Annotated in this window: 12 protein-coding genes; 4 read left to right on the forward strand and 8 right to left on the reverse strand. The window is 71.4% G+C overall.

The features are described 5' to 3' along the window. Positions 1 to 44 precede the first annotated feature (44 nt). The 3 genes from Scani_RS25700 to Scani_RS25710 all read right to left on the reverse strand — a co-directional run bounded on the left by Scani_RS25700 (position 45) and on the right by Scani_RS25710 (position 2,367). Complete coding sequence (locus tag Scani_RS25700; RefSeq protein ID WP_030087611.1) at positions 45 to 983, reverse strand: SPFH domain-containing protein; 939 nt, start codon at positions 981 to 983, stop codon at positions 45 to 47. Positions 984 to 1,085: 102 nt separating this feature from the next. Further along, positions 1,086 to 1,499 carry an NfeD family protein gene (locus Scani_RS25705; RefSeq protein ID WP_159482370.1) on the reverse strand — a complete coding sequence of 138 codons (414 nt, stop codon included), beginning with the start codon at positions 1,497 to 1,499 and terminating at the stop codon, positions 1,086 to 1,088. 73 nt (positions 1,500 to 1,572) lie between these two features. Further along, positions 1,573 to 2,367, reverse strand: a complete 795-nt coding sequence (locus Scani_RS25710; protein WP_159482371.1) for an ABC transporter ATP-binding protein — start codon at positions 2,365 to 2,367, stop codon at positions 1,573 to 1,575. Positions 2,368 to 2,475: 108 nt separating this feature from the next. On the opposite strand from Scani_RS25710, the gene Scani_RS25715 reads away from it, so the two are divergent. Further along, complete coding sequence (locus tag Scani_RS25715) at positions 2,476 to 3,291, forward strand: Rv1486c family protein (protein ID WP_159480200.1); 816 nt, start codon at positions 2,476 to 2,478, stop codon at positions 3,289 to 3,291. Between the two features lie 102 nt (positions 3,292 to 3,393). On the opposite strand, the gene Scani_RS25720 is transcribed toward Scani_RS25715, so the two are convergent. From Scani_RS25720 to Scani_RS25735, 4 genes are all read right to left on the reverse strand, one after another. After that, on the reverse strand, positions 3,394 to 3,639 hold the full coding sequence (locus Scani_RS25720) for a chaplin (protein ID WP_159480201.1): 246 nt from the start codon (positions 3,637 to 3,639) through the stop codon (positions 3,394 to 3,396). Positions 3,640 to 3,796: 157 nt separating this feature from the next. Then, a complete protein-coding gene (locus Scani_RS25725) occupies positions 3,797 to 4,039 on the reverse strand; it encodes a chaplin (RefSeq protein ID WP_159480202.1) in 243 nt (80 codons plus the stop codon). Between the two features lie 190 nt (positions 4,040 to 4,229). Beyond that, positions 4,230 to 4,862 carry a response regulator gene (locus tag Scani_RS25730; protein WP_159482372.1) on the reverse strand — a complete coding sequence of 211 codons (633 nt, stop codon included), beginning with the start codon at positions 4,860 to 4,862 and terminating at the stop codon, positions 4,230 to 4,232. 82 nt (positions 4,863 to 4,944) lie between these two features. Next, positions 4,945 to 6,102 (reverse strand): GAF domain-containing sensor histidine kinase, encoded by a 1,158-nt coding sequence (locus tag Scani_RS25735; protein ID WP_159480203.1) that lies wholly within the window; start codon positions 6,100 to 6,102, stop codon positions 4,945 to 4,947. Between the two features lie 185 nt (positions 6,103 to 6,287). On the opposite strand from Scani_RS25735, the gene Scani_RS25740 reads away from it, so the two are divergent. The 3 genes from Scani_RS25740 (at position 6,288) to Scani_RS25750 (ending at position 9,614) form a co-directional block, all read left to right on the forward strand. Then, on the forward strand, positions 6,288 to 7,217 hold the full coding sequence (locus tag Scani_RS25740) for an SDR family NAD(P)-dependent oxidoreductase (RefSeq protein WP_159480204.1): 930 nt from the start codon (positions 6,288 to 6,290) through the stop codon (positions 7,215 to 7,217). Further along, the gene (locus Scani_RS25745; RefSeq protein ID WP_159480205.1) at positions 7,214 to 8,350 is read left to right on the forward strand and encodes an S-adenosylmethionine:tRNA ribosyltransferase-isomerase; all 1,137 of its coding nucleotides are present in this window, start codon (positions 7,214 to 7,216) and stop codon (positions 8,348 to 8,350) included. Before Scani_RS25740 ends, Scani_RS25745 begins: the two co-directional genes overlap by 4 nt. Positions 8,351 to 8,828: 478 nt before the next feature. Further along, positions 8,829 to 9,614, forward strand: a complete 786-nt coding sequence (locus Scani_RS25750; RefSeq protein ID WP_159480206.1) for a transglycosylase SLT domain-containing protein — start codon at positions 8,829 to 8,831, stop codon at positions 9,612 to 9,614. Positions 9,615 to 9,710: 96 nt separating this feature from the next. On the opposite strand, the gene Scani_RS25755 is transcribed toward Scani_RS25750, so the two are convergent. Further along, positions 9,711 to 12,269, reverse strand: a complete 2,559-nt coding sequence (locus tag Scani_RS25755; protein WP_159480207.1) for an ABC transporter ATP-binding protein/permease — start codon at positions 12,267 to 12,269, stop codon at positions 9,711 to 9,713. Positions 12,270 to 12,394 lie beyond the last annotated feature (125 nt).

Raw genomic sequence — 12,394 nt, forward strand, 5'->3', positions numbered from 1 at the left:
GAGCGGTACGGTCCCGCCCGATCATGCCCCAGGGCCCGGCGGTGTCAGTCGATCGGGGGTGCTTCACGGTTCGGCGAGCTGGGCTTGGGGATGGAGCCGCCGCCGGTCGGCGGGGTGAAGTTGCCCAGGGCGCCGCCGAGGCCCTTGAGGGCGTCGCCGATCTCGCTCGGCACGATCCAGAGCTTGTTGGCGTCGCCCTCGGCGATCTTCGGGAGCATCTGGAGGTACTGGTAGGAGAGCAGCTTCTGGTCCGGGTCGCCGGCGTGGATGGACTCGAAGACCACCCGGATCGCCTGGGCCTCGCCCTCGGCGCGCAGGGCCGCGGCCTTGGCCTCACCCTCGGCACGCAGGATCGAGGACTGCTTCTCGCCCTCCGCGGTGAGGATCTGGGACTGCCGGACACCTTCGGCCTGGAGGATGGCGGCGCGCTTGTCACGGTCGGCGCGCATCTGCTTCTCCATCGAGTCCTGGATGGAGGTCGGCGGCTCGATGGCCTTGAGCTCGACGCGGTTGACGCGGATGCCCCACTTGCCGGTGGCCTCGTCGAGGACGCCGCGCAGCGCCGCGTTGATCTCCTCACGGGAGGTCAGGGTCCGCTCCAGGTCCATGCCACCGATGATGTTGCGCAGGGTGGTGACGGTGAGCTGCTCGATGGCCTGGATGTAGCTGGCGACCTCGTAGGTCGCGGCGCGGGCATCGGTCACCTGGTAGTAGATGACGGTGTCGATGTTCACGACCAGGTTGTCCTGGGTGATCACCGGCTGCGGCGGGAACGGCACGACCTGCTCGCGGAGGTCGATGCGGTTACGGATGGAGTCGATGAACGGGACGACGATGTTCAGGCCCGCGTTGAGGGTGCGGGTGTAGCGGCCGAAGCGTTCGACGATGGCGGCGCTGGCCTGTGGGATGACCTGGATCGTTTTGATGAGTGCGATGAACACGAGCACCACCAGGATGATCAGGACGATGATGATCGGTTCCACAAGCGGCTCCCGTGCCCTTCGTAGCTGGTCCGCGCCGGCCGGTGACCGGCTTGCCGTTGATCAGTCTTTCAGAGACGTGGCTCGTCGCGCAGCGTGTTCGGGTCAGATGACGACGGCGGTGGCGCCTTCGATCTCGACGACGTCGACCTGCTGGCCGGGCTCGTAGACCTGGTTGCCGTCGAGGGCGCGGGCGGACCAGATCTCACCGGCGAGTTTGATGCGGCCGCCGACTCCGCCGTCGACCCGCTCCAGGACCGTGGCACTCTTGCCCTTGAGCGCGTCGATGCCGGACGCCAGTTGAGGACTCTGGCGGCGGTGGCGGTTGGCGAGGGGGCGCACGACGGCGATCAGTGCCACCGATACGCCGACGAACACGAGGAATTGCGGGACGGTGCCGCCACCGAGGCCCGCGGTGACGGCACCGGCGACGGCGCCGACCGCGAGCATCCCGAATTCGGGCATCGCGGTCACGACGAGAGGAATGCCCAGTCCTACGGCGGCGATCAGCCACCACACCCATGGATCCACCGCTTCATGGTAGATCCGCGCGGCGGCCCGGGACAGGGTGCGATCGGCCAGGCGCGACCGGTCAGGTCAGGGGCAGGCCCTGCGCGGTCCAGCGGTCGTTGCCGTTGCGCTCGACGATCAGGGGGAGGCCGAAGCAGTGGGAGAGGTTGCTGGAGGTGAGTTCGAGTTCGAGGGGGCCGGCGGCCAGCACCCTGCCCTGACGGATCATCAGGACGTGGGTGAAGCCCGGGGCGATCTCCTCGACGTGGTGGGTGACCATGACCATCGAGGGGGCGTACGGGTCGCGGGCGAGCCGGCCGAGGCGGCGGACCAGGTCCTCGCGGCCGCCGAGGTCGAGACCGGCGGCCGGCTCGTCCAGCAGGAGCAGCTCGGGGTCGGTCATCATGGCGCGGGCGATCAGGGTGCGCTTGCGCTCGCCCTCGGAGAGGGTGCCGAACTTCCGGTCGAGGTAGGCGGTCATGCCGAGGCGGTCGAGGAAGGCGCGGGCGCGCTGCTCGTCGATGTCCTCGTAGCTCTCCTGCCAGCCGGCCGTCATGCCGTACGCGGCGGTGAGCACGGTCTGCAGGACGGTCTGGCTGCGGGGCAGCTTGTCGGCCAGTGCGATGCCGGCGATGCCGATGCGCGGGCGCAGGTCGAAGACGTCGACCTTGCCGAGCTCTTCGCCGAGGATCGAGGCGCTGCCGGAGCTCGGGAAGAGGTAGCTGGAGGCGAGGTTCAGCAGGGTGGTCTTGCCGGCGCCGTTCGGGCCGAGGATCACCCAGCGCTCCCCCTCCTTCACCGACCAGGAGACCTGGTCCACCAGAGCCCGTCCTTCGCGGACCACGGATACGTCCACCAGCTCCAGCACATCGCTCATGAGCGCGTTGTCTCCCATTGCTTCTCGGTCGTCGCGTACACCTGTAGGCGCAGCCCCCCTGCAAACCTACGCCACTCGTTGTCAGTGCTCTTCCCTAGGCTGGGGACCATGCTCGATGAACCACGTTCAGGACGGCTCGCGGCATGGGGAAATGCCCTATTGGCCGGACTTGTCTCACCTGATGAAGCCGCGCATCGGATCGCGGACGACGATGCGGTGCACCGTGTGGAGGGCCTGCCCGGGGAGGAGGCGCCGGTCGGGCTGACGCTCGCGCTGGGGCGGCTGCGCACGCTGGGCGCGACCGGCCTGCGGGTGGCCCTGCCGGTGCCCGGACACCCGCTGGGGCTGTGCGGACCGCCGGAATTCAATGCGCGGGCGCTGGAGGCCGAGGAGGCGGTGCTCGCCTTTGGCGCCGGGCTGGGGCTGGTTCCGGAGAGGTACGAGGCCGGGCCGGAGGGTGGCACCGGCCCCGATGTGCATGTGGAGGTGGTCTGGCGCTGTCTGCCGGTGCGGGAGGCGCCACCGGCCGATGTGCCGTCGCTGGGCGAGGCGGAGCGGGAGCTGGCGGAGGCGCTGCGGGAGGCGACCGAGCTGCTCTCGACGCTGGATGTGGCCGGGGCCGGGCCGGTGGCGCAGGCGGCGCTGGAGGCGTACCGGGCGCGGGCGGAGGCCGGCCGGCAGGTGCTGGCTCCCGGATATCCGCCGCGGGCGGTGCGGGTATTGGAGCTGGCGCAGCGGGTCGGTGCGCTCATCCGCATCGCGCAACAGGCCGGCGGGGACGGCAGGGAACACGGCGCCGCGGTGAGTTCGTCCGAGATCGCGGCCCGCGCCGAGGCGCTGCGGCCGGTGGAGCGGACGGCCCGGCGGGCGCAGGTGGCGGCGTACAACTCCGCGGTGGAGGAGCGGGAGCGGCACCGCGGGTGAACGGGACAGGCCCCGCCGGACCATTGTGTGGTCGACGGGGCCTTCGCCGAGCGGGCCGGACGCCTCTGGGCAGGCGAAGCCGTCCGGCCCGGTCGGACAACCTCAGTTGTTCGCGGTGGCGTTGCCGAAGACGGGGTTGAGCACGCCGATCACGTTGGCGGTGATGCCGGTGGCGTTCACGGGGACGTGCACCGGGACCTGGGCGAGGTTGCCGGAGCCGATGCCCGGGGAGAGCATGGCCGTCCCGTCGGCCTGCGCACCACCGGACGCGAAGGCGGATCCGGCGGCCGCACCGAGGGCGATACCGGTGGTGGCGAGGACGAGGGCGGCCTTCTTGGCAGTGTTCATGGGGGCGAGTTCCTCACGTGCCGGCCCAGGGCCGGAAAGACGGTTGCGGAGGGAGGGGACCGGCCGCGCGTCGAAGGGGTGACGGGGCCGGTCCGGCCCGACCCGCGCGGACCATGGCGTCACACGGGGCCGGGCGGATCCTGCAGGCGGTCTGCGATCAGAAGTTGACGCAGGGGTTGCCGAAGCTGGGGTTGAGCGCACCGATGACGGTGGCGGTGATGCCGCAGGCGTTCACGGGGACGTGCACCGGAACCTGGACGACGTTGCCGGAGACGATGCCCGGGGAGTGCACCGCGCCGCCCTGGGCCTGCGGGGAGTGGGCCGAGGCGACGCCGGCGCCCGCGAGGGCGAGACCGCTCGCCACCATCGTGATGGCCGCTGCGCGCTTGATGTTCTTCACTTCTCTAGCTCCTCGTTGCCGTTGCCGTGGCCAGCCGCCACGACTGCACTGGACAACGCCCCGGGCCGGGAAGGGATACGCCGAATGGGCTACAGCTACACGACAGTATGAATCTCGGATCTGAAGACGACGTTCCGTTTGTATAGGCGGTACGGGAGCACCGTCGTGCACGGCGCTCCCGTACCGGTGTTCAGGCCCCGATGCCGTGCCGTACGGCCCACAGCGCGGCCTGCGTCCGGTCGGCGAGGTCGAGCTTCATGAGGATGTTGGAGACATGGGTCTTCACGGTCTTCTCCGACAGCACCAGCGCACGGGCGATCTCGCGGTTGGAGCGGCCGTCCGCGATCAGGCCGAGCACCTCGCGCTCCCGGTCGGTCAGTGAGGTCCCGCGCCCCTGGCTGCCGTTGTTGCCCTCCTCCTGGGCGAGCAGCGCGCCGGCCACCTCGGGCTGCAGCAGGACATGGCCCGCGTGGACGGAGCGGATGGCGCCGGCCAGCGCGTCCGGGTCGATGTCCTTGTAGACGTAGCCGGCCGCGCCCGCGCGCAGCGCCGGGACGACGGTGCGCTGTTCGGTGAAGCTGGTGACCACCAGCACCCGGGCGGGATTGTCCAGTTCGCGCAGCGCGCGGAGCGCCTCGATGCCGTCCATGCCGGGCATCTTGACGTCCATCAGGACGACGTCCGGGCGCAGCTCTTCGGCGGCGGCGATGCCCTCGGCACCGTCGGAGGCCTCCCCCACCACCTCGATGTCGTCCTGGACCTCCAGGAACGTGCGCAGCCCACGGCGCACGACCTGGTGATCGTCGACGAGCAGGACGCGGATCGGCCCGCCGCCCGCCGCCCGCCGTCCGGACCCCGCGCCTGCGCCGCCCGGGGGGACCCCCGTCGCGCCGCCCCTGTCCCTGTCAGCCACCGGGCACCTCCATCTCGACAGCGGTGCCCTTGCCGGGCTCCGATTCCACGGTGAGCTTGCCGCCGACGCCGCCCGCGCGGTCACGCATCGAGACCAGGCCCAGGTGGCGGCCTGCCCGGCGGACCGCGCCGGGGTCGAAACCGCAGCCGTCGTCGGAGATCCGCAGCAGCGCGCCCTGGCCGTCGCGGGTGAGGGTCACCTCGACCTGCCCCGCACCGGAGTGCCGCAGGGCGTTGTGCAGCGCCTCCTGGGCGACCCGGAGCATCGCCTCCTCCTGGGCGGCGGGCAGCGCCCGGAAGCAGTGGGCCGCGAAGGTGACCCGCGCGGAGTGGGCGCGGTCCAGGACCTGGGTCTGGGAGCGCAGGGTGGCGACCAGGCCGTCCTCGTCGAGGCCGGCGGGCCGCAGTTCGACGACGGCGGCCCGCAGTTCGTCGGCGGCCTCCGCGGCCAGCGCGGCGACCTGGTGCAGTTCGTCCTTGGCGCGCGCCGGATCGCGGTCGACGAGGGCGGTGGCGGCCTGGGCGGTGAGGCGGAGCGAGAAGAGTTTCTGGGCGACCGCGTCGTGCAGCTCGTGCGCGAGCCGGGCGCGTTCCCCGGCGATGGTCAGCTCGCGGCTGCGCTCGTAGAGGCGGGCGTTGGTCAGGGCGATGGCGGCGTGCTGGGCGAGTATGCCGAGCAGCCGCTCGTCGTCCTCGGTGAAGCGGCAGCCGCCCTCGCGGGCGGGCGCGGGCCCGTGGCAGCGCTTGTTGGCCAGGAAGAGGGCGCCGAGGATCTCGTCGCCGTCGGCGACCGGCAGGCCGAGGAAGTCGGACATGTCCGGGTGGGCGGCCGGCCAGCCGCCGAAGCGGGGGTCCTCACGGACGTCGGCGAGCCGCTCGGGGGTGGCGTTGTGCAGCATCGCGGCGAGGATGCCGTGCTGGCGGGGCAGCGGGCCGATGGCCTTCCACTGCTCGGCACTGACGCCGTCCACCACGAACTGGGCGAAGCCGCCGTGGTCGTCCGGCACCCCCAGGGCGGCGTACTCGGCGTCCAGCAGCTCACGGGCCGAGGCCACGATCGTCTTGAGGACGTCGCGCACCTCGAGATGCCTGCTCATCGCCAGGATCGCGGTGCTCACCGCGGGGATCCCGGCTCCCGGTCCGTTGGTCATGGCCTCACCGTACCGGCGGGGCGACCAGGCCGTATCGGTCCGATGACGGCGGCCGTCTCCGCCCACCGGCCTAGGACGAATGCCCTGGCCAGGCCGGTCCGGCGTCCGACGTCCGCGGGGCGGTGGCGTTCCTACCGTGAGGTCGGGGCCGGGATCCCGGCCCCGACCGGGAAGGGGACGCGATCATGCCGGTGGCGATCATCACGGGGGCATCGAAGGGGCTGGGGCGGGCGCTTGCCGCGGCGCTGGCCGGACGGGGCTGGGATCTGGTCGTGGACGCCAGGTCGGCCGGGCCGCTGGAGGAGGCGGCGCGGGAGCTGCGCGGGGCGGGGGTACGGGTCGTCGCGCTGCCCGGGGACGTGGCGGACGGCGGGCACCGGGCGGCGCTGGTGGCCGCGGCCGGAGAGCTGGGCGGGCTCGATCTGCTGGTGAACAACGCGAGCGTGCTGGGGGCCGAGCCGCTGGTACGGCTGGCGGACCATCCGCTGGACGGGCTGCGGGCGGCGCTGGAAGTGAATGCGGTGGCACCGCTCGGGCTTATCCAGGAAGGTTTGCCTCTCTTGCGTATTTCCTCCTACCTGTCCTCGTACGAGGAAGTCGCCCCTTATATAGGGAACGCTGCTTATGTAGAGGATGTCGGAAATAGCGCAACGTACGATCCACACCCTTACGTCGAGAATGCCCGAAATGCCGGACCGTCCGATTTGACCCCTTTTGCGGAGGTAAGGGATGTACTTATCCGGCCGAAAGGGACAAGCGTCGGGGTGAGTGACGCAACCGCCGGGGCAGGTGGGGCGATCCTCAACATCAGTTCGGACGCCGCGGTCGAGGCGTACCCGGCCTGGGGCGGCTACGGGTCGGCCAAGGCGGCGCTGGACCAGCAGTCGGCGGTGCTCGCGGTGGAGGAGCCGGGACTGCGGGTGTGGTGGGTGGATCCGGGCGACATGCGGACCGACCTGTACGCGGCAGCCGAACCGGACGAGGACCCCTCCGCAAGGCCGCTGCCCGGCACGGTGGTCCCCGGGCTGCTCCATCTGCTGGACGAACGGGCGCCCAGCGGGCGGTACCGCGCGGCAGCCGGGGCGGCCGCGCCCGACGGGGCGGGCTCCCGGTGATCGCGGAGGCGCTGCAGGTCCCGGCGGAGCTGTCGGCCGCGGTTCCGGCCGAGCAGCGGGGGCCGGGCCTGGGCCGGGACGCGGTACGGCTGATGGTGAGCCGGGGCACGGGCAGGACCGGCCATCACCTGTTCGGCGAGCTGCCGGATCTGCTGGCGGCCGGGGACGTGCTGGTGGTGAACACCTCGCGGACGCTGCCCGCCGCCGTGGACGGCCGGACCGGCGACGGCCGGGGGCGCGGCGAGCCGGTGGTGGTGCACTTCTCGACCCGGGCGGACCGGTGGCATCCGGCGGGACGGACGGTGGCCGGCTGCTGGGCGGTGGAGCTGCGGACCCCGGACGGCCGGGGCAGCACCGGGCCACGGGCGGGCGGCCCGGCCGGCGCGGTGGTGCGGCTGCCCGGCGGGGCGCGGCTGGTGCTGGAGGCCCCGGTGGACCCCGGGAGCGCACGGCTGTGGTGGGCGCGGGCGGCGGGCACGGAGGTGCCCGAGCTGCTGCGGCACCACGGGCGGCCGATCCGCTACGGCTACACGGACCGGGACCAGCCGCTGGCCGCGTACCAGACGGTGTTCGCGGTGGACTCCCCCGGCGGCGGCAGCGCCGAGATGCCCAGTGCGGCCCGGCCCTTCACCGCCGCGCTGGTGGCGCGGCTGGTCAGCAAGGGTGTGCAGTTCGCGCCGGTCTCGCTGCATACGGGGGTCGCCTCGGCGGAGGCGTTCGAGCCTCCGTATGCGGAGCGGTTCTTGGTGCCGCCGACCACGGCGTGGCTGGTCAACGCCGCGCGGGCCCGGCGCAGGGCGGCGGCGCGGCGGCAGCGTCCGGCGCGGGAGGCCCCGGCCGGGCGGATCGTGGCGGTGGGGACCACGGCCGTACGGGCCCTGGAATCGGCCACCGGCAGGGACGGGCGGGTGCGGGCCGCGGCCGGCTGGACGGAACTGGTGGTGACGCCGGAGCGCGGGGTCCGGGCCGTGGACGGCCTGCTCACCGGGCTGCACGAGCCCACCGCCTCCCATCTGCTGATGCTGGGGGCGATGGCGGACGGCGAGTCGCTGCGGCGCGCGTACGCACAGGCGGTGCGGCGGCGCTACCTCTGGCACGAATTCGGCGACCTGCATCTCGTGCTGCCGGACTGAGGGCCGGGGCCCGGCGTGCCCCTGCGGGCCGCCCCGGGGACTCCCGGGGCGGCCCGTCCACGTAAAGACGTGCCCGGTGGTTCCGGCGGGCGGTGCGGCCCCGGAATACGAAAGGGCGGAAGTAATCCGCGGGCCGCTCAACCGGGCCATCGCGGAGTTCTCACGCATACAGGCTGTGCGTTTGCAATTACGTCCGGCGAGACACACCCCCTCGCACTGTGACGCCGCGCATAGGACGCAGGTCACTTACGAGCCGGGTTAGTGGACCCCCCAATACTGCGTGAGCTGGGAAAGTCCTATTCGGGACGCAATATCCACCACCAGGGTTCCACTAACCCGGATCGTACGTCACACCTTTGCCGGGGGAATTTCCGGCCGCTAAGAATGGCCCCGTCGCTCGGCGCCGTGATCGGAAATACGGCGTTCGCCACCGCTCTGGGCCCGTGCGGCATCCCCCCATCGGAAGGTCTGTCCCGCCATGCCTAAGCACGCCAATTCTGGTCTCCACCGCCTGACCCGGACGCACAAGCTCTCCGTCGCCGGTGTCGCCGCAGCCGGTGCCGCAGCTCTGGTCTTCACCGCCGTTCCGGGCGCCGATGCCGATCAGGGCAAGGCTCAGGCCGCCGCTGTCGAGAACGTGAAGCCGGTCGCCTTCAGCGCGGTCGGTACCGCCGCCCACGCCCAGCAGGCCACGATCGCCCAGCAGGCCGACAACTCCGCCGCCAAGGGCCGGGCCGAGATCGCCGCCAAGAAGGCCGCGGCGGAGAAGGCCGCCAAGGCGAAGGTCGCGGCCGTGGCGAAGGCCAAGGCCGAGAAGGCGCGTGCCGCGAAGGCCGCCGCGAGCCGGTCCACCGTACGCGCCGCGATCCCCGCCGCCGCGCCGAAGCCGGCCGTGAAGCCGGCCCCGAAGAAGGTCGCCGCGAAGCCCGCCGCCAAGACCTACCCGGACAACCTGGACGGCTGGATCCGCGAGTCGCTGGCCATCATGGCGAAGAAGGGCATCCCCGGCTCGTACAACGGCATCCACCGCAACATCATGCGGGAGTCGAGCGGTAACCCGATGGCCATCAACAACTGGGACATCAACGCCATCAACGGCACCCCGTCCAAGGGTCTGCTGCAGGTGATCGCGCCGACCTTCAAGACGTACCACGTTTCGGGCACCTCCTGGAACATGTACGACCCGGTCGCCAACATCACCGCCGCCTGCAACTACGCGGCCGCCAAGTACGGCTCGATGGACAACGTCAACTCGGCCTACTGAGCCGACGGTTTCGGCGGTCCGCCGTCGCGCACACCGCCGAGGGGCGGCACCCGGTCTCGGGTGCCGCCCCTCGGGCGTGCCGGTACGTGCGCGGCGCTACTTGCGCATGACCTCGGGTTCGTGGCGGCGCAGCAGCCGTGCGACGGCGAAGGCGAGCCCGACACCCAGGGCGATCATGATGATCATGTCCATCACATAGACGCCGGTCTGGTGCTTCCACAGCGGGTCCGGGTTGCCCGGCTCCCACGGCAGGAGCGTGTTCATATCGGCGGTCGCACCCATCGCGGCGACGGCCCAGCGCGACGGCATCAGCCAGGCGACCTGCGCGACGCCCGGGGTGTCGAAGAGCTGGAAGAGCACGCCGGTGAAGACGACCTGGACGATGGCGAACATGACCAGCAGCGGCATGGTCTTCTCGGCCGTCTTGACCAGCGCGGAGATGATCAGGCCGAACATCATCGAGGTGAAGCCGAGCGCGATGATCGCCAGTGCCATCTCGATCGCCGGGGCCTTCGCCACGATCAGGCCCTCGCTGGGCATGTTCCGGGTGGAGAAGCCGATCGCCGCGATGATCACGCCCTGGAAGGCCGTGACCACGCCGAGCACGATGACCTTGGACATCAGATACGCCGACCGCGACAGGCCGGTGGCCCGTTCGCGCTCGTAGATGACCCGTTCCTTGATCAGCTCACGGACCGAGTTGGCGGCGCCGGAGAAGCACATGCCGACCGCGAGGATCAGCATGATCGTGCTCGCGTCGCGGTTGGTGCGGTGCTTCTCCAGCGGGCCGTATCCGAGGCCGAAGTCGCTGGGGATCAGCATCGAGACCACACCGAGCACCGCGGGCAGGATCAGCATCAGCCCCAGGAAGCCCCGGTCGGAGGCGAGCACCGAGACATAGCGGCGCATCAGCGTCCAGAGCTGGGAGCCCCAGCTCTGGGACTTCTGTATCCGGGCCGGCGGCGCCTGGACGTCGACCGACTGCGGGGCGACGGCGTCGATGTCCGCCGCGTACATCTGGTAGTGCGGGGAGCCGCGCCAGCGCCCCATCCAGTCGTAGTCGCGGTAGTTCTCGAACGCCGAGAAGACGTCCGCCCAGGTGTCGTACTGGAAGAAGTTGAGCGCTTCCTCGGGCGGGCCGAAGTAGGCCACGCCACCGCCCGGGGCCATCACCAGCAGCTTGTCGCAGAGGCCGAGTTCGGCCACCGAGTGGGTGACGACCAGGACCGTGCGGCCGTCGTCGGCGAGGCCGCGCAGCAGCTGCATGACATCGCGGTCCATGCCCGGGTCGAGGCCCGAGGTCGGCTCGTCCAGGAAGATCAGCGACGGCTTGGTCAGCAGCTCCAGGGCCACCGACACGCGCTTGCGCTGGCCGCCGGAGAGCGAGGTGACCCTCTTGTCCTTGTGGACGTGGAGCTTGAGCTCGTGCAGCACCTCGTCGATCCGCGCCTCGCGCTCGGCCTCCGCGGTGTCACCGGGGAAGCGGAGCTTGGCCGCGTACTTGAGGGCCTTCTGGACGGTCAGCTCCTTGTGCAGGATGTCGTCCTGCGGGACCAGACCGATGCGCTGGCGCAGTTCGGCGAACTGCTTGTAGAGGTTCCGGTTGTCGTAGAGGACATCGCCCTGGTTGGCGGGGCGGTAGCCGGTCAGCGCCTTGAGCAGCGTCGACTTGCCGGAGCCGGAGGGGCCGATGACGGCGATCAGCGACTTCTCGGGGACGCCGAAGGAGACGTCCTTGAGGATCTGCTTGCCGCCGTCGACGGTGACCGTGAGGTGGCGGGCCGAGAAGGAGACCTCGCCGGTGTCGACGAACTCCTCCAGGCGGTCGCCGACCAGCCGGAAGGTGGAGTGACCGACGCCGATGATGTCGTTCGGACCGACCGGCGCCTTGCCGGACTTGGGGACCGGCTGGCCGTTGATGTACGTGCCGTTGTGGCTGCCGAGGTCGTGGATCTCGAAGCGGCCGTCGGGGGTGGCGCGGAACTCGGCGTGGTGGCGGGAGACCTGGAGGTCGGAGACGACCAGCTCGTTCTCCAGCGCACGGCCGATGCGCATCACCCGGCCGGTGTCCAGGCGGTGGAAGGTGGTCGGGCTGCGGTCGCCGTGGACCGGCGCACCGGCCGCCTGCTGCGCGGGACGCTGCTGGGGCGGCCCGGCCTGCTGCGGCTGCTGGGCCTGCTGCGGCGGGACGTACGGCGGCTGCCGGTCCTGCGGCGGGGCCTGCCAGCCCTGCTGGGCGGGCGGCTGCTGCTGGGCCGGCGGCTGCTGCGCGGGGGGCGCCTGCCAGCCCTGCGCGGCCTGCTGCTGCGGCGCCATCGCGGGCTGCGCGCTGAAGGCGTCGGCGGCGGGCGCCCCGGCGGACAGCGTCACCCGGGGACCGTCGGTGGCATTGCCCAGATGCACGGTCGAGCCGGGGCCGATCTCCACCTGGTGGATCCGCTGGCCCTGGACGTACGTGCCGTTGGTGCTGCCCTGGTCTTCGATGATCCAGCTGCGACCGGCCCAGCGCACGGTGGCGTGCCGCCAGGAGACCCTGGCGTCGTCGAGCACCATGTCGCCCTGCGGATCACGGCCCACGTTGTAGGACCGGGACGGATCGAGCGTCCAGGTCCTTCCGTTCAATTCGAGTACGAGTTCAGGCACTCCATGCCCCATTACATAGTCCCCCGAGTGACGCCCTGTATGGGAAGTCCAGGGATGGCGAACATCGTGAGGAACTATTTCAGGCTCGGCCCTCCGACCGGTAACCGGGACGGGACTGGGGTACAAGGGGCCGCGCC

Source organism: Streptomyces caniferus (genome assembly GCF_009811555.1).
Taxonomy (GTDB): Bacteria; Actinomycetota; Actinomycetes; order Streptomycetales; family Streptomycetaceae; genus Streptomyces; species Streptomyces caniferus.